17 protein-coding genes are annotated in these 16,591 nt (G+C 35.4%); 5 read left to right on the plus strand and 12 right to left on the minus strand.

Annotation, left to right across the window (positions count from 1 at the left end):
* Positions 1 to 44: 44 nt before the first annotated feature.
* The 9 genes from grxD to rpe form a co-directional block, all read right to left on the minus strand.
* On the minus strand, positions 45 to 377 hold the full coding sequence (grxD, locus tag V5N68_RS01895; RefSeq protein WP_332065503.1) for a Grx4 family monothiol glutaredoxin: 333 nt from the start codon (positions 375 to 377) through the stop codon (positions 45 to 47).
* Positions 378 to 472: 95 nt separating this feature from the next.
* The gene (locus tag V5N68_RS01900) at positions 473 to 712 is read right to left on the minus strand and encodes a BolA/IbaG family iron-sulfur metabolism protein (protein WP_332065504.1); all 240 of its coding nucleotides are present in this window, start codon (positions 710 to 712) and stop codon (positions 473 to 475) included.
* Positions 713 to 772: 60 nt separating this feature from the next.
* Positions 773 to 2,986: a phosphoribosylformylglycinamidine synthase subunit PurL gene (gene purL, locus V5N68_RS01905; RefSeq protein WP_332065505.1), complete on the minus strand. Its 2,214-nt coding sequence runs from the start codon at positions 2,984 to 2,986 to the stop codon at positions 773 to 775.
* A gap of 258 nt (positions 2,987 to 3,244) precedes the next feature.
* Entirely contained in the window at positions 3,245 to 3,916 is a 672-nt protein-coding gene (gene purQ / locus V5N68_RS01910) for a phosphoribosylformylglycinamidine synthase subunit PurQ (protein ID WP_332065506.1), read from the minus strand.
* A gap of 12 nt (positions 3,917 to 3,928) precedes the next feature.
* Positions 3,929 to 4,168 (minus strand): phosphoribosylformylglycinamidine synthase subunit PurS, encoded by a 240-nt coding sequence (gene purS / locus V5N68_RS01915; RefSeq protein WP_332065507.1) that lies wholly within the window; start codon positions 4,166 to 4,168, stop codon positions 3,929 to 3,931.
* Between the two features lie 83 nt (positions 4,169 to 4,251).
* The gene (purC, locus tag V5N68_RS01920; protein ID WP_332065508.1) at positions 4,252 to 5,016 is read right to left on the minus strand and encodes a phosphoribosylaminoimidazolesuccinocarboxamide synthase; all 765 of its coding nucleotides are present in this window, start codon (positions 5,014 to 5,016) and stop codon (positions 4,252 to 4,254) included.
* A 153-nt stretch (positions 5,017 to 5,169) separates the two neighbouring features.
* Positions 5,170 to 5,718, minus strand: a complete 549-nt coding sequence (locus tag V5N68_RS01925) for an RBBP9/YdeN family alpha/beta hydrolase (RefSeq protein ID WP_332065509.1) — start codon at positions 5,716 to 5,718, stop codon at positions 5,170 to 5,172.
* Positions 5,719 to 5,794: 76 nt separating this feature from the next.
* Positions 5,795 to 7,099: an adenylosuccinate lyase gene (gene purB / locus V5N68_RS01930; RefSeq protein WP_332065510.1), complete on the minus strand. Its 1,305-nt coding sequence runs from the start codon at positions 7,097 to 7,099 to the stop codon at positions 5,795 to 5,797.
* Between the two features lie 10 nt (positions 7,100 to 7,109).
* The gene (rpe, locus tag V5N68_RS01935) at positions 7,110 to 7,787 is read right to left on the minus strand and encodes a ribulose-phosphate 3-epimerase (RefSeq protein WP_332065511.1); all 678 of its coding nucleotides are present in this window, start codon (positions 7,785 to 7,787) and stop codon (positions 7,110 to 7,112) included.
* Positions 7,788 to 7,929: 142 nt separating this feature from the next.
* Between rpe and V5N68_RS01940 the strand changes: the two genes are divergently transcribed.
* Entirely contained in the window at positions 7,930 to 8,463 is a 534-nt protein-coding gene (locus V5N68_RS01940; RefSeq protein WP_332065512.1) for a flavin reductase, read from the plus strand.
* Positions 8,464 to 8,756: 293 nt separating this feature from the next.
* Positions 8,757 to 9,173 carry an RNA polymerase-binding protein DksA gene (dksA, locus tag V5N68_RS01945; RefSeq protein WP_332065513.1) on the plus strand — a complete coding sequence of 139 codons (417 nt, stop codon included), beginning with the start codon at positions 8,757 to 8,759 and terminating at the stop codon, positions 9,171 to 9,173.
* A 50-nt stretch (positions 9,174 to 9,223) separates the two neighbouring features.
* On the opposite strand, the gene V5N68_RS01950 is transcribed toward dksA, so the two are convergent.
* Complete coding sequence (locus V5N68_RS01950) at positions 9,224 to 9,748, minus strand: hypothetical protein (RefSeq protein ID WP_332065514.1); 525 nt, start codon at positions 9,746 to 9,748, stop codon at positions 9,224 to 9,226.
* 219 nt (positions 9,749 to 9,967) lie between these two features.
* Between V5N68_RS01950 and V5N68_RS01955 the strand changes: the two genes are divergently transcribed.
* On the plus strand, positions 9,968 to 12,511 hold the full coding sequence (locus V5N68_RS01955) for a hybrid sensor histidine kinase/response regulator (protein ID WP_332065515.1): 2,544 nt from the start codon (positions 9,968 to 9,970) through the stop codon (positions 12,509 to 12,511).
* A gap of 229 nt (positions 12,512 to 12,740) precedes the next feature.
* Here V5N68_RS01955 and purN read toward each other — a convergent pair whose 3' ends face one another.
* Together purN and purM are read right to left on the minus strand one after the other, a co-directional pair.
* Positions 12,741 to 13,352, minus strand: a complete 612-nt coding sequence (gene purN, locus V5N68_RS01960) for a phosphoribosylglycinamide formyltransferase (protein ID WP_332065516.1) — start codon at positions 13,350 to 13,352, stop codon at positions 12,741 to 12,743.
* Entirely contained in the window at positions 13,349 to 14,431 is a 1,083-nt protein-coding gene (gene purM, locus V5N68_RS01965) for a phosphoribosylformylglycinamidine cyclo-ligase (RefSeq protein ID WP_332065517.1), read from the minus strand. Before purM ends, purN begins: the two co-directional genes overlap by 4 nt.
* Before the next feature lie 159 nt (positions 14,432 to 14,590).
* On the opposite strand from purM, the gene V5N68_RS01970 reads away from it, so the two are divergent.
* Positions 14,591 to 15,802, plus strand: coding sequence for an AI-2E family transporter (locus V5N68_RS01970; RefSeq protein WP_332065518.1), 1,212 nt, complete (start codon positions 14,591 to 14,593; stop codon positions 15,800 to 15,802).
* Entirely contained in the window at positions 15,799 to 16,488 is a 690-nt protein-coding gene (hdaA, locus tag V5N68_RS01975; protein WP_332065519.1) for a DnaA regulatory inactivator HdaA, read from the plus strand. Before V5N68_RS01970 ends, hdaA begins: the two co-directional genes overlap by 4 nt.
* Positions 16,489 to 16,591: the final 103 nt, after the last annotated feature.

Here is a 16,591-nt window from a genome sequence, read left to right on the forward strand (position 1 = left end):
GGCTGAAAATTTTTTATAAAAACGCAGAATAAGTCAGAAAAAAATCATGACATATTAAATGAAATATTGTTTTCTTTAAGAAGTTTTTGCAACTCATTGTTTTGAAACATTTCTTTAACAATATCGCAACCACCAACAAATTCACCTTTAATATAAAGCTGTGGAATTGTGGGCCAATTTGAATAATCCTTTATTCCTTGACGTAATTCATTTGAAGTTAGAACATCAATTCCTTTATAATTTAATCCTAGATATTCTAGGATTTGAACAACTTGTCCAGAAAAACCGCATTGCGGAGCGGTAGGTGTTCCTTTCATGAATAAAACGATATCATTTGTCTTAATTTCTTTTTCAATAAAGTCATGAGTGACAGTCATTATCATCCCCCAATATTGCGGATTTAAGAATGTACATATTCTTACATTAAAATTTTTCTTGTAATCGTATTTATAGAATGAATGCAAGAAGAAATTTAAAAATCATTCGGGATACTTGTTTGAAGTGCCAACGCGTGTAGAGCATCTCCCATACTTCCTTTAAGAGCATCGTAGACCATTCTATGTTGTTGAATACGGCTTTTGTCTCGAAAACTATTTGAAATGACTTCTGCGGCATAATGCTCACCATCTCCTGCAAGGTCACGGATTATAACTTTTGCATCAGGAATACTTTCGCGAATCAAAACTTCAATTGCATGAGCACTCATAGCCATATTGATTTTCCTTTGTTTTTATCATTTCAATAATAGTATATAGCTGGTTAAAATGAATAGTTATTGAGTTTCATTCATAAATTGGGGAAACCAGCTTTCATAAGCTTTTGTAAGTTCTGATACCGAAAGTTTTAAGACTCCTTCTATATCAAGCGCATCACCTTCAACTGTACCAAGTTCTGTGAAGGAAATTTTATTTATTTGTGCTAAACTTTTAAAGTCATTAAGTGCATCGGGTTTAATCGCCAAAAGATAACGTCCTTGATCTTCACCAAAAAGCTCAGCATGATGCGGGAATATGTTGCTTAATCGTGCTTTAATGCCTTTACCCGACTTAATTACTATTTCTGCAAGGGCAATAGCTAGTCCTCCATCAGAAAGGTCATGAGCGGCATGCACAAAACCACGGTTAATAACATCTCTAACAAATTGTCCATGCTTCTTTTCAAGTTGTAAATCTATATAAGGTGGTGAGCCTTCGTCAATATTTAAGATATCACGCGCATAAATTGATTGCCCTAAATGTGATCCACAAGATCCAATCAAAATGATACTGTCTTTATTGTGCATACCACCGATTGTTACCATTTTAGACCAATCATCAAGAATTCCTACACCAGCTATTGTAGGTGTAGGCAGGATTGATTCTCCATTGGTTTCATTGTAAAGGGAAACATTCCCAGAGACGATAGGGAAATCAAGAGCTTTACAAGCTTCACCTATGCCTTTAATAGCAAAAACCAATTGTCCCATAATTTCAGGTTTTTCAGGATTACCAAAATTTAGATTATCTGTAGCTGCCAATGGTGTTGCACCTGTAACACTGATGTTACGCCAACATTCTGCAACAGCTTGTTTCCCTCCTTCATAAGGATCAGCTTCACAATAACGAGGTGTTACATCAGAAGAAAAGGCGAGGGCACGTTTATCATTATTACTTACACGAATGATTCCTGCATCACCTCCAGGAGAAACAAGACTATTTCCTTGTATGAGTGTATCATATTGTTCATAAACCCATCTTCGTGAACTTTGATTAGCAGAGTTCAATAATGTAAGGAGTACAGAGGAAAAATTTTCGACTATTTCAATATCTTCTGCTTTGAGGAAAGGTTTTTTTGTAGGCTCCTTCCAAGGACGATCGTAAACAGGTGCTTCATTCCCAAGTTCTTTGATTGGAAGGTTTACTACTTCTGTTCCTTGATGCAATACGCGAAAACGTAAATCATCTGTTGTTTTCCCAATAATAGAAAAATGAAGTCCCCATTTATGAAAAATTGCAGCGGCTTGCTTTTCTAATTCCGGTTTAAGAACCATAAGCATGCGTTCTTGACTTTCAGAAAGCATCATTTCATAAGCCGTCATGTTTTCTTCACGAACGGGCACGTTATCGAGATTTAGGGTTATTCCTAAATTACCTTTTGCACCCATTTCAACTGAAGAGGATGTCAGTCCTGCAGCTCCCATGTCTTGAATAGCTACGACAGCTCCTAAACTCATTAATTCTAAACAAGCCTCAAGAAGACATTTTCCAGTAAAAGGATCACCTACTTGAACAGTTGGACGTTTTTCACTAACTGAATCGTCAAATTCTGCAGAAGCCATTGTTGCTCCACCAACACCATCACGTCCTGTTTTGGCTCCAAGGTACACAACGGGAAGTCCAACTCCCTGCGCTTTAGAATAAAAAATAGAATTTGTTTTTGCTATACCAGCTACAAAAGCATTAACAAGAATATTTCCATTATAACGTTTGTCAAAATTTATTTCTCCACCGACAGTTGGAACACCAAAAGCATTACTATAACCACCAATTCCAGAAACAACACCAGAAACAAGATGCCGTGTTTTAGGGTGATCTGGAGCTCCAAATCGCAATGAATTCATAGCCGCAACTGGGCGAGCTCCCATAGTGAAGACATCACGTAAAATTCCGCCAACACCCGTTGCTGCACCTTGATAAGGTTCAATGTAAGAAGGATGATTATGGCTTTCCATTTTAAAAACTACGCATTGGCCTTTTCCAATATCAACAACTCCTGCATTTTCACCAGGTCCTTGAATGACACATTTTCCTTCCGTTGGTAAAGTTTTTAGCCATCTTTTGGATGATTTATAAGAACAATGTTCATTCCACATTGCAGAAAATATTCCAAGCTCGGTAAATGTCGGCTCCCTACCAATTAAGGTTAAAATATGTTGATATTCATCGTTTTTTAAGCCATGTTGTGCAACTAATTCTGGCGTAATGGCGATGTTATTGCAGATATTCATGAGTATTTATTCCATAAAATTGACAGAAATTTAGCATTTTTGTTTAGCAGCTTGGAGTACTAGCGATTGTGTTTTTGTTTAATAACGAAATAGTTTATAAGTTGAAATTTTTGTTATTCTTTGATGAACTAAAAGACAAAAAGTGACCTTAATTTTTATATGTTTAAACGATAAAGACTTTAATAAGACCATTCATACAATTACGGAATCGTTCTTTCATCTAAAAATAATTAAGTAAAGCAACTCCTCTTATAATAATCATACGTTTGTTAATTCTAAAACGCTTTGAAAAAGTAAACGACTATCGCTACCACCATGTGCCGGTTCGATGAAATTTTCAGGATGAGGCATCATGCCAAGAATGTTACCATTTTTATTAGTAATACCAGCAATGTCGTTAATTGAACCATTCGGATTTGTATTTTCTGCATAACGAAAAATGATTTGTCCGTTATCTTCCATTTGCTTTAATGTTTCATTATCAACAAAGTAATTTCCATCGTGGTGTGCAACAGGGCAATTAATAATTTGTCCTTTAGAATAATACCGAGAAAATTTTGTGTTTGCGTTAACAACTTCAAGTTTTATTTTACGACAAACAAACTTTAATGAAGCATTACGCATTAAAGTACCAGGTAATAATCCAGCTTCTAATAAAATTTGAAACCCATTGCATATACCAATTATTGTGGTACCTTTTTGCGCTTTTTCACGTACAGCTTGCAAAACAGGTGTTCGTGCTGCAATAGCTCCGCATCTCAAGTAGTCACCATAAGAAAAGCCACCAGGAATAATAATTACATCTACATTTGGGATTGTTGCTTCTGTTTGCCAAATTTTTAATGGCTCAATTCCCGTTATATGGGTTAGTGCTGCAATCATGTCATGATCACGATTTAATCCAGGTAATTGAATAATAGCGGTTTTCATAGATTTATTTGCCTAAATGATTTCAATCATATAATTTTCAATAACAGGATTAGCGAGTAATGCTTTACACATTTGCTCAAGTTTTTGTTTTGCAGCTTCAACAGGCATGTCATCAAGATCGATATCAAAAACTTTTCCCTGGCGAATAGAGTGAATACCTTTAAAATCTAAACTTTTTAACGCACCAGTGATTGCTTCTCCTTGTGGATCAAGAACGCTATTTTTCAAAGTAACGGTAATGCGGGCTTTCATTTTTTATATCCCATTATTAAAAACATTTTTTGAGAAATAATACTTATTGTATCAAAGAAGATATTATACATGAAACTTTATATTTATTTTACTAGAACTGGACCGCTTGGTCGCGGAGGTTCATTTTCATTGATAATACCAAGGCGCTTTGCGACTTCTTGATAAGCATTAATAAGTCCTCCCATATCACGGCGAAAACGATCTTTATCCATTTTTTTTCGTGTTTGGATATCCCATAATCGAGCGGAATCAGGTGATATCTCATCAGCAAGAACAATGCGCATTGTTTCATCTTCCCATAAGCGACCAAATTCCATTTTAAAATCAACTAATTGAATATTAACGCTGGCAAAAAGCCCAGAAAGGAAGTCATTAATACGAACAGAGAGTTGCATAATATCTTCTAATTCTTGCGGAACAGCCCATCCAAAGGCGGTGATATGTTCTTCAGTTACCATTGGATCATCAAGAGAATCATTTTTATAATAAAACTCAATGATAGACTGCGAAAGAGGGGTTCCTTCTTCCAAACCTAAACGTTTGGAAAGAGAGCCTGCAGCAACGTTACGAACAACAACCTCTAATGGAATAATTTCAACAGCTTTAATAAGCTGTTCACGCATATTTATACGCTTGATAAAATGTGTTGGAATTCCTAAACGACCAAGGTGGTTAAAAATATGTTCTGAAATACGGTTATTTAAAACTCCTTTTCCGTCAATGATTTCATGTTTTTTGGCGTTGAAGGCAGTTGCATCATCTTTGAAAAATTGAATATAAGTTCCTGGTTCAGGTCCCTCATATAAAATTTTAGCCTTGCCTTCATAAATACGGTGGCGACGATTCATTATGATTCTCTTTATTTGAGAAATTTAAATAGCATTGGTAAATACTATTATCCTAATTAACAAAAATTCTCAATGATTGCTACGGGACTTCCTACAGTTTTTATTTTGTTTTTTGCAGTATATAAGTAGATCAAAGAGGGCTATACTGTTTTATCATATTTTTGCAAGAAAATGGGAGAGCACCATAAGTCCTTCAGGCCATGGACCATGTCCAGATTCTGCATTAATGTGTCCGGATTGCCCAGCATCAACAAAAAGTGCTCCCCAATCATTAGCAAGCTTTTCTGCGACTGAAAATTGGCAAAACTCATCATTACGACTAGCTATAACTACGGAAGGAAAAGGCAATTTTTTACTATGATATGGTCCAAATGTTTTTAAATGTCGTGGACGTATTGTGTCCTTGGCAACATCTGGAGGAGCAACAAAAAAAGCACCACAGATTTTTTCCGAATTTTTTACAACGGCATGAATAGCTGTAGGAACTCCTAAGGAATGGGCAATGATAGCAACAGGTTTTTGAGCTTGTGCAATGGCAGTTTTAACTTCATTAACCCATTCTTCACAAACGGGTTTTGACCAATGTTTTTGTTGAACGCGGCGAGCTGTAGATAATTTTTGTTCCCAGCGTGTTTGCCAATGATCAGAACCAGACCCTTTGTAACCTGGTACAATAAGAATGTCGAGTTGATTTACTTTCATAAACTGTTTTCTTCATTATAAGAGGGGATGAGCATTAAGTATAAACTTAAATAATCTATTTTGTATAAAACTTTTGTCATTTCCCAAACACGCGATCAAAAATAGTGTCTATATGTTTTGTATGATAGGAAAGATCAAATTTTTCGCGAAGTTCTGCTTCGCTTAAAACTTTTGCAACATCTTTATCATTCAGCAGTTCTTCTAAAAAATCTTTATCCTGTTCCCAGACTTTCATCGCATTTCGTTGTACAAGTCTATAAGCATCTTCGCGGCTGATACCAGCTTGTGTGAGCGCTAAAAGTACTCGTTGTGAATGAATAAGTCCATGAAATTTATTGAGGTTTTTTTGCATATTTTCTGGGTAGACAATTAAATTTTCAATAACGGATGTTAACCGAGAAAGAGCAAAGTCAAGTGTAATAGTGGCATCAGGGCCGATGTAACGCTCAACGGATGAGTGAGAAATATCACGTTCATGCCAAAGAGCTACATTTTCCATAGCTGGTATTGTAAATGCACGTATCATACGCGCTAATCCAGTTAAATTTTCTGTTAAAACTGGATTACGTTTATGGGGCATAGCAGATGAACCTTTTTGCCCAGGTGAAAAATGCTCTTCTGCCTCAAGAACTTCTGTCCTTTGTAGGTGGCGTATTTCAATAGCAAGTCTTTCAATAGATGAGGCAATAACACCAAGTGTTGCAAAAAACATAGCGTGACGATCGCGTGGCACCACTTGAGTGGAAACAGGTTCGGCATGCATTCCAAATGCTTTTGCTACGTGTTCTTCAACGCGTGGGTCAATATTCGCAAAAGTTCCTACAGCGCCTGAAATGGCACAAATAGAAATTTCTTCACGAGCTGAAAGAAGACGCTTGTGGCAGCGAAAAAATTCAGCATATGCAAGAGCAAATTTTATTCCAAATGTTGTTGGTTCGGCATGAATACCATGGCTACGCCCAATAGTAATTGTGTCTTTATGTTCAAAAGCACGTTTTTTTAATGCCTTTAGAAGGAGCTCTATATCATTTAACAAAATATCACTCGCTCGCATTAATTGTACATTAAACGTTGTATCTAGAATATCTGATGATGTCATACCTTGATGGATAAAACGAGATTCTGGTCCAATAAATTCAGCTAAGTGAGTTAAAAATGCTATAACATCATGCTTAGTGATTGCTTCAATTTCATTAATGCGGTTTACATCGAATTTAGCTGCTTTTCCTCTTTCCCAAATGACTTTGGCTGCTTCTTTAGGAATACTACCTAATTGGGCTAATGCATCACAGGCGTGCGCTTCAATTTCAAACCAAATACGGTATTTCGTTTCAGGTGACCAAATTGTTACCATTTCAGGGCGGGAATAACGTTCTATCATATTTTTTTCCTTATTGTTCTAGGTTTGCGGCTTGGCGCAATGCATTAATATGTGCTTTATAAATCTCTTTGTTGCCGTTTGGGGCATAAATTGCAGAACCTGCAACAAATACATTTGCGCCCGCTTTTGCAGCTATTCCGATTGTATCAACAGTGATACCGCCATCAACTTCAAGATCAATAGGTCGGTTAACAATCATATTTTTGATTCGCTTGATTTTATCTTTCATTGCTGGAATAAAACTTTGTCCACCAAAGCCAGGGTTAACTGTCATAATTAAAATGAGATCTATTTGATCAAGTAAATAGTCAAGAACATGTTCTGATGTGCTTGGATTAATTGAAACTCCTGCTTTTTTTCCCATTGCTTTTATTATTTGTAGTGAGCGATGGGTATGAGGGCTTGCTTCAGCATGAATGGTTATTATATCTGCTCCTGCTTTTGCGAAAGCTTCAAGATAAGTGTCTGCTGGTGAAATCATTAAATGAACGTCAAATATAGCTTTAGTTAATGGACGCAGAGCCTTAACAACATCAGGTCCAAAAGTAATATTAGGAACGAAGTGACCATCCATGATATCGAGATGCAGCCAATCTGCTCCAGCATCAACAACATCTAATACTTCTTGACCAAGTTTTGAAAAATTAGAAGCCAAGAGTGAAGGTGCGATGAGGTGAGAACGAGGCATGAATATCTCCTTAGTTGGATTTTTAGCATGTAGTCCTGTGTATTAAAAGATCATTTATGCTATGATTGAAAGGTGAGAAATGTAATAAATTTTTTTATTGAAAAATTGTTCTAAATTTAAAAAGTGATTATGAGTGAAAAATATGTCAAATCATACAACACATTTCATACCTAAACTTCAAGATATTGCTACTGTTTCCTCGCAGGAATATCGGGATACTATGAGTCATTTTGCTGGAGCCGTACATATTGTGACTACAAATGGTATTAAAGGCAAGCGTGGTGTGACTGTTTCAGCATGTTGTTCCTTATCAGATGATCCTCCAACACTTCTTGTTTGTTTAAGGCGTCATAATCCTAAAAATAAATTATTCATGGATAATGAAAATTTTTGTGTTAACACTTTGGCGGGAAAACACCGATTATTAGCAGATATTTTTTCTAAGCGTTGCAATTTAACACAAAATGAATACTTTGATATGACTCAATGGGGTACTTTACAGACTGGAGCACCTAGTCTCTTAGATGCTTTAGCATCAATTGATTGTCGTTTAATTTGTTGTCACGAGCATGCAACTCACTATGTTTTGGTTGGTGAAGTTGTTGCAGTAAATCGTAATCAAGAAAAAGATGCTTTGATATATTTAAATCGAGGATATCATACTTCGCCCTTATAATTGTTTTTGATACATATCGATTTTTATTAGTGTGTTTTTTCAACAATAGGATTATATTTTACGTGCGTTTTCATTGCCATGTTTTTTTCTTTTTAAGCTTATATTAGAAGGATATTTATGGAAATGTAGTGATAGATTTTGCTCAGGTTAGTAACATATTGTATAATAAAAGGTCGTTGAAGATTTTAAGTGGTGGAGCATATTTACATGTTTCTATAGGCGTATTTTACTCTTGCGTTGATTAGGGTTGCACAATATATAGACCGCGCATATCATATATGGAGGTTTATGGCATGAGCGAACAGGTTGATGTCCAATATCGTCCTAGTGAAGATGAGCCTTTTATGAATGAACAACAAAAGGCATATTTTCGTGCTAAATTAATTTCTTGGAAAAATGATATTTTAAGGGAAGCACGTGAAACTTTGGAAAATTTACAGGAAAATAATGCTGGTCAACCAGATTTGACCGATAGAGCATCTTTTGAAACTAATCGTACAATTGAATTACGCGCTCGTGATCGTCAAAGAAAGCTTATTTCAAAGATAGATGCTGCTTTGGAGCGCATTGATAATGGGACTTATGGATTTTGTGAAGAGACGGGCGAACCTATTAGTATCAAACGTCTTGAAGCAAGGCCAATTGCAGTTTTGTCGTTAGAAGCACAGGAACGTCACGAACGAAGAGAAAAGGTTTATCGTGATGATTAAGGTCGATTGAAAGTACAAATCCATAAAATATTTTGAACTGATTGGATATTTTATTTGTTTTGGATAGGTATAGATAAAGATGGTTCTTGCCGTCCTTCAATTTCAGCGGTAATTACCGAATCTTTTAAAGGTTGATTCGATAAAGGTGCAGGGACATCATTTTGCATTTCATTCATTAAAAAAGGTACTTTTTCTTCAGAGTTATGGCATTGATTAGGTACTGTTAATGTTGGTTGTATATGCTGTTGTGGTTTGAAAGCATTTGCATGCGCGGAGTTTTCATCTCCGGTAATGTTAGATTCTATAATGATGTCTGTTTGCCCACCAATTAAGATTAAATGCTCTGTATTATCGCGACGTATTAAAATAAGACGGCGAGTTTGATCAATAGCGATTGTATCGCATATAGTTAATCGAAGTGGATATTTATTTCTAATGTTTAAATTTCTTATACTTAAATGACGTAAAAACATGATAATAACAGGGATAGCTACAATTACTGCTACTAGAAGTATAAGACTATCGGTTATACTTGCTGCATATGTGCTTATTTGGTTTGTTAACCAGATACGCATATTACTTCTCCCATTTTTAATGGACAATTTTTCATTGATGTAAATTTGTAAAATACTTTTAAAAGTTCACTTAATAATATGAAAACATGATTTTTTTAATATTGAGTGATTTTTATTAAAAGCATACTATCACGATGTATATTTTATAACAACGATTATAAAGGAAGTTTGTGGCATAAAAAACGGTTAAAACGGCTATATTTGAGGCAAATAATAAAGATGAATGTAGAGTTTAAAAATAGTGAGAGGTTATCGCCTACTTTTATACATTGGAAATCCATAATTTTTTGTGTTTTTTTTGTTATAGTTTTTTTGTTTATTATTGTTTTTTTGGGTTTCTTTGATCAGAAAAGCTATTTCCAAAAAGTTATGTCGGTGTCTTTTTTAGCTCTGGCAATTATAGGTGTTACTACACTGGTTTTGATTGGAATAGGTGCTTTAAGATATAATATTGTGTGGTTGCATAAGGATATTGATCTCAACATCTTTAATAAAATTGATGATGTCATTGTTATATCCGACTTATCAGGTTTTGTGCATTACTCTAATCAAAGTTATAGGAAAATGTCTACCTATAACCCACAATCCTCTTGTTTTTCTGTCATTGCTGATCTTCCAGGGGCTGGTACACTTTCTTATCGTTTGAAGGTAGCTGCATGTAATGATCTGACAGCGCGAGAAGAGTTAAAGGTAGAGAAGTCAATTTTTCTGCATTCTCCACAAAAAAAATCCACTTGGTATAGTATTTCTGTTCAACCTATAATAAAGCGAAAAAAAAAGCTTTTACTTTGGCATATTACTGATATTACACACTTGCGGAAATGTCATGAAGATTTTTTTTCGAATCTTCAGGAAGCTATCAATCACCTAGATCAAGCTGCTGTAGGCTTTTTTTCTGTTAATAAACAAGGAACGATTCTTTACGCGAATGCTATTTTTGCTGAGTGGTTTTCAATTGATTTAGCAAACTTTACTGTTGGCCAATATAACTTTGATCAATTATTTGGGAATCTTAAAGCTAATAGAACTTGGAGTGATATTTGTTTGCAAAACAATGAATATCACAATTCAAATTGTGTTATGCCTTATATGTTTTCTCTTTGTTTAAATTCAGCAATCAGCAATAAAGGAGTATTTAATTGCTTTATGTGCTCTTCTTCTCTTTTAGAAGACGAAGCCATTTATCGTATTGTGATATTACCACAACCAATACAAGTGAAAGAAAGCAATGATCAATCAAGATTATTGAGCTCATTCACGGAATATTTTGATGCAAGCCCTTTTGCAATAGCAGTGGCGGATCCAGTAGGGAAATTAGTTCGTATAAATAGAGCTTTTGCATCATTAATGAAATGTGCAAACGGAACTGTTAATCTTTGTGATATTATATCGAGACGCGATGGTGATCAATTAAAGCGTGCATTTCAGAAAATTACAGCAAATAAAAATAGTTCAGTTTCGATAGAAACAGTTTTAGAAAATAATGCAAAATGTCATTTGCGTCTTCATGCTATGCCTATAACATTATATCATAATGATGAACTACACGATTTTGTTGTTATATCTGCTATAGAAACTACAGAACAAAAAACGCTTGAAGATAAAATGATACAAAACCAGAAAATGCAAGCTGTTGGACAATTAGCTGGTGGTATAGCTCACGATTTTAATAATGTTTTAACAGCGATCTTAATGTCATGTGACCTTCTTTTGAATATGCACCGTAGCTCTGATCCAGCTCATGCTGATTTAATCAATATCAAGAATAACGCTAATCGTGCAGCGGCACTTGTGCAACAGTTGTTAGCTTTTTCTAGAAAACAGACACTTCAACCTGAAAAAGTCGATTTTACAGAATTGTTATCAGATATCCGTAATCTTATCCAGCCTCTCTTAAGAAGCAATATTCAATTAAAAATTATTCATGGAAGAGATTTGTGGAGTGTTGAAGTTGATCAAGCATCTTTTCAGCGCGTGGTTATGAATTTGGTTATTAATGCCCGCGATGCTATGCCAAATGGAGGTGTGGTTACAATTGCAACGAATAATATTACAGCACAACAGAGCTCAGAGTTTGATCATGTTGGTTTTGCAGTTGGTGAGTATGTGCATTTGAGTATTTCAGATACAGGAACGGGTATATCAGCTGCTATACAAGAAAAAATGTTTGAGCCATTTTTTACAACAAAAGAAGTTGGAAAAGGCACTGGGCTTGGCCTATCAATGGTCTATGGAATTATCAAACAAACAGGAGGGTATATTTACTGCGATAGCCGAGAAGGAGAGGGGACAACTTTTCACATTTTTCTTCCCCGTTATATCCCTGTTTCAAACGATGGAGTTTCTCAAAAGATTGAAAAAGTAGAAGATCAGGAAAAAAATACAGACTTAACGGGATCTTCAACTGTTTTGTTGGTTGAAGATGAAGATTCTGTTAGAATGGGTGAGGTGAGAGCCCTTCAAATGAGAGGGTATACTGTTTTGGAAGCGGCAAGCGGAATTGAAGCTCTTGCTGTTCTTGAAAAAAACGAAGGTTCTGTTGATGTTGTTGTTTCTGATGTTGTAATGCCAGAAATGGATGGGCCGACTTTGTTCAAAGAAGCTCGTAAAAAATATCCTGGTATTAAATTTATTTTTGTTTCTGGCTACGCAAAAGACGCTTTCACTAAAAACCTTCCACAAGATGCTGTTTTTGTTTTTTTATCTAAGCCATTTACACTCAAACAGTTAGCTATTGCAGTTAAAAAAACTCTTGCACAATAAAATAAAAAAGTTGTTTTTAAAAAGTTTTTTATATAGCATAAGCGGAGCAAATTAAATAAGAAGTGAAACTTAGAAAATCGTATTTAAGTTGGTAGAGACAATGAACATTTTATACAAAGTATTCTTAAAAATAATAGATTTATTCGGGTTGAAATATTGAAGTAATTCAAACTACAACACCCAACGTGTTATAGTTGATCTATAATATTAAAATGTTGGGTTTGTTTGCTCAGAATGATAGAAGTTGTTGCTCAGAGTCAATTACTTTGTCATTGCCCTCGATAAATGCTTTTAGAGCTTTGGGGTAAAGTTTGTGTTCGACTTTAAGAACTCTCTGATTTAGGCTATAAACGGTGTCATTGGGACATACTGGAACCGCTGCTTGAGCGATAATTCGGCCTGAATCCATATCTTCTGTTACAAGATGAACAGTACAACCCGTTATTTTTACACCCGTTTGTAAGACTCTTTCATGGGGGTTTAGACCTTTAAATGAAGGTAAAAGGGAGGGATGGATGTTTAAAATTCGTCCTTCGTAGGGTTTTATGAAATATGATGAAACGAGACGCATATAGCCAGCAAAGCAGATAATATCTGGTTTACATTTTTCTAAAGTTATCAAAATGGATTCTTCGTGAGCTTCTCTGGTAGAGTAGCTTTTTCTATCTATAACATGCACAGATAAATCGTTTTTGCGTGCTTTTTCAATGCCTATAGCATGAGGATTATCACAGATAACAGCGGTGATTTCAGCAGGATATTGAGGTTGCTTAGTTGCTTGTGCGAGGGCAACCATATTGGAGCCACTCCCAGAAATAAAAACCACAACTTGTTTTTTCATAAATGAAGTTCACCTTTATAAATAATTTTTTTGTTTTGATGTTTTGTTAAAACGCCAAGCGAAGTGACAGTTTCCCCTTGCATTTCAAGGGCTTGTGTAACTGTTGTAACTGCGTTCTGTGCGACTATAACAATCATACCAATACCACAATTAAATGTTCTTAACATTTCTGTTTTTTCTACTTTACCTTGTTGGGCAATCCATGAAAAAACTGCTGGAACATTTATACTAGAAAGACTAATTTCAGCGCAAAGAGAAGACGGAAGTATGCGTGGAATATTTTCCCAAAACCCCCCGCCTGTTATATGGGCAAGAGCTTTAATTCCTTCGTAATTCCGCATGGTAGATAGAAGCGATTTTACATAAATGCGTGTTGGTGTGAGAAATTCTGTGCCAAAATTAATTTGAGGGTTAAAAGGTGTAAAATCATCCCATTTTATATTATTTTTTTTGACGATTTGTCTAACCAAGGAAAGTCCATTTGAGTGAATTCCAGATGAACCAAGACCTAAGATAATGTCACCTTCCTTCATATCTTTTGAAGGTAATAATGCATCACGTTCTACAGCTCCTACAGCGAAACCTGCTAAGTCATAATCTCCTTTCGCATACATACCAGGCATTTCTGCGGTTTCTCCTCCAATAAGAGCCGCACCTGCCTGCTGACATCCTGCTGCAATTCCAGATATGATCTCAGCACCCTGTTCAGGGTCAAGTTTTCCAGTTGCAAAATAATCAAGAAAAAAGAGAGGCTCGGCACCTTGTACAAGCAAATCATTAACGCACATAGCTACAAGATCAATTCCGACAGTATTATGAATACCTGTTTCAATAGCAATTTTTAATTTTGTACCTACACCATCATTAGCTGCTACGAGAATAGGGTCTATGAAACCTACAGCTTTTAAATCAAATACTCCTCCAAATCCACCAATTTCTGCATCTGTACCTGTTCGTTTTGTTGAGCGTATGTAAGGTTTAATTTTTTCAACCATAACATTACCCATATCGACGTTGACGCCGGCTTTTGCATAGGTAAAGCTATTATTGGATTTATCATTTGTGTCTTGATTGCTCATTGGAGCCTTCCTTATGAAAAATCAGATTTGGATGTTATGCAATGCCATGATAGAATTGTTTGCGCAAGAGATATTGATATTTAATACTTAAGAAATAAGTGACTTTATGTAGTTCATGAGAAAAATTGGTAGCCTTTTGTGAATTTTTTTGGGATATTTATGAAAAAAGCATCAGATAATTATGACGATTCTTCTTTGGGTGTAATGAAGAAAAGAGTTAGTGAAAATGAGGTTTGTGGTCATTATACGACTTATGTTCCTGCTTATACTCAAATGTCATTACCGAGCAATATGAAAAAACAAATTTTTTTCTGGCTGGGGACGTTGTCTTTTTTCGTTTTTTTTATGTTTATTTTCGGGTCAATCTTGCTTCCTTTTGTGGCGGGGATTGTTTTAGCCTATTTTCTTAATCCTATTGTCCAACTTTTGGAAAAAATTGGTATTAGCCGTGTTTTTGGTACTGTCCTGATTACTTTATTTATTATTGTGATTTTTGTTGCCGCTTTAATAATTTTAATTCCTATTATTAGTTGGCAGATACAGCAATTTGTGCATGATGGTTTGCCGATTTATATTAATCGGATTCAAACTTTTTTTTCTGAATATGATTTTGATTGGGTGCAGCGTTACTTTGGTAGTGATCCAAGTGAATTACAAACTAATATCACAGGGATTTTAGGACAAAGCTCTGATTTTATTACCTCTCTCTTCAATTCACTTTTGCAATCAGGAAAATCTATAGTGAGTATTGTCAGTGTATTTGTAGTAGCACCTGTGGTAGCATTTTATATGTTATTAGATTGGCCGCGTATGGTTGCCGCGGTTGATTCTTGGATCCCGCGGGATCATCTTGAAACTGTTCGCAGTATTTTTTCTGAAATGGATAGAGCTATAGCAGGGTTTGTTCGTGGACAGGGAACAGTTTGTCTAATATTGGGGGGGTATTACGCTATAGGTTTAACTTCTGCAGGCCTCAACTTTGGTCTTTTAATTGGTATGTTTATTGGCCTTATTAGCTTTATTCCATATATTGGCACAATGAGTGGCTTTATATTATCTGTTGGTGTTGCATGGGTTCAGTTTTATCCAGATAATTGGGCTTGGATTGTTGTTATCATTGTTATTTTTGTTATTGGTCAATTTATTGAAGGCTATATCCTCCAACCAAAACTTGTTGGTTCGTCAGTGGGACTTCATCCAGTGTGGTTGATGTTCGCGCTTTTTGCTTTTTCGTCATTATTTGGTTTTACTGGTATGCTGGTTGCTGTTCCTGCCGCTGCTGCTGTTGGTGTTTTAGTGCGTTTCGCCCTTCATACTTATTTAAATTCTCAGATGTATTCGCGAAGTGGAGATTCGGAGTTAATAAAATGAATGGGCGTGAAATACAATTGCCATTAAATTTTTCTTGTGCATCAGTGTTACAATTTGATGATTTAGTGGTGACAGAAAGCAATCGTATGGCTTTTCAGCTTATTAATCGTTGGCCAAATTGGGTACTACCTATTGCAGTTTTGGTTGGACAAGAAGGATGTGGGAAGACACATTTTTCTAGTGTATGGGCGCAAAAAGCCAATGCTTTAAGTATTCATCGTGATAAAATTGATAAAATTATTTCTATGGCTTCTTTAAATAGATCGCTTTTAATTGAGGATATTGATGCAGGTGAAATAAATGAAATAGGACTTTTCCATTTATTTAACAGTGTTAAGCAAACCAATATTAATATGCGTCAAGTTACTTTATTGATAACCGCACGCACAGCACCTTCTATGTGGGACTTAAAGTTAGATGATTTAAAAAGTCGTCTCAATTCGGTTATGCTAGTGGCCATTGATCAACCTGATGAGACATTGTTAACAGCTGTTGCTTTTAAATTTTTTTCAGATAGGCAGATTATTGTTCATCCAGATATTGTTCACTATCTTATAAATCGCTGTGAACGCTCTTTATTTGCATTGAGACGTATTATTGATTCTATTGATCGTTTAGCATTACAGAGAAAAAGTAAAATAACACGTGCTGTAATAAGTGAAGCTCTTAATATGGAAACTCAGTAAATCTTGATCTAAATGTAAAAAATAGAATAAAATTTAAAAAAAACGTGTTTTTTTCTTGCACTTCTGTTGTTAAAATTCTAGTGAATATGCACTAAGTAATATA

The organism is Bartonella eidoli (assembly GCF_036576145.1).
Classification (GTDB): Bacteria; Pseudomonadota; Alphaproteobacteria; order Rhizobiales; family Rhizobiaceae; genus Bartonella.

What these genes read in the sequence shown, in the direction of transcription:
- grxD (WP_332065503.1), bottom strand. Translation starts at nt 377, where the DNA reads ATGACTGTCACTCATGACTTTATTGAAAAAGAAATTAAGACAAATGAT.
- V5N68_RS01900 (WP_332065504.1), bottom strand. Translation starts at nt 712, where the DNA reads ATGGCTATGAGTGCTCATGCAATTGAAGTTTTGATTCGCGAAAGTATT.
- purL (WP_332065505.1), bottom strand. Translation starts at nt 2,986, where the DNA reads ATGAATATCTGCAATAACATCGCCATTACGCCAGAATTAGTTGCACAA.
- purQ (WP_332065506.1), bottom strand. Translation starts at nt 3,916, where the DNA reads ATGAAAACCGCTATTATTCAATTACCTGGATTAAATCGTGATCATGAC.
- purS (WP_332065507.1), bottom strand. Translation starts at nt 4,168, where the DNA reads ATGAAAGCCCGCATTACCGTTACTTTGAAAAATAGCGTTCTTGATCCA.
- purC (WP_332065508.1), bottom strand. Translation starts at nt 5,016, where the DNA reads ATGAATCGTCGCCACCGTATTTATGAAGGCAAGGCTAAAATTTTATAT.
- V5N68_RS01925 (WP_332065509.1), bottom strand. Translation starts at nt 5,718, where the DNA reads ATGAAAGTAAATCAACTCGACATTCTTATTGTACCAGGTTACAAAGGG.
- purB (WP_332065510.1), bottom strand. Translation starts at nt 7,099, where the DNA reads ATGATAGAACGTTATTCCCGCCCTGAAATGGTAACAATTTGGTCACCT.
- rpe (WP_332065511.1), bottom strand. Translation starts at nt 7,787, where the DNA reads ATGCCTCGTTCTCACCTCATCGCACCTTCACTCTTGGCTTCTAATTTT.
- V5N68_RS01940 (WP_332065512.1), top strand. Translation starts at nt 7,930, where the DNA reads ATGTCAAATCATACAACACATTTCATACCTAAACTTCAAGATATTGCT.
- dksA (WP_332065513.1), top strand. Translation starts at nt 8,757, where the DNA reads ATGAGCGAACAGGTTGATGTCCAATATCGTCCTAGTGAAGATGAGCCT.
- V5N68_RS01950 (WP_332065514.1), bottom strand. Translation starts at nt 9,748, where the DNA reads ATGCGTATCTGGTTAACAAACCAAATAAGCACATATGCAGCAAGTATA.
- V5N68_RS01955 (WP_332065515.1), top strand. Translation starts at nt 9,968, where the DNA reads ATGAATGTAGAGTTTAAAAATAGTGAGAGGTTATCGCCTACTTTTATA.
- purN (WP_332065516.1), bottom strand. Translation starts at nt 13,352, where the DNA reads ATGAAAAAACAAGTTGTGGTTTTTATTTCTGGGAGTGGCTCCAATATG.
- purM (WP_332065517.1), bottom strand. Translation starts at nt 14,431, where the DNA reads ATGAGCAATCAAGACACAAATGATAAATCCAATAATAGCTTTACCTAT.
- V5N68_RS01970 (WP_332065518.1), top strand. Translation starts at nt 14,591, where the DNA reads ATGAAAAAAGCATCAGATAATTATGACGATTCTTCTTTGGGTGTAATG.
- hdaA (WP_332065519.1), top strand. Translation starts at nt 15,799, where the DNA reads ATGAATGGGCGTGAAATACAATTGCCATTAAATTTTTCTTGTGCATCA.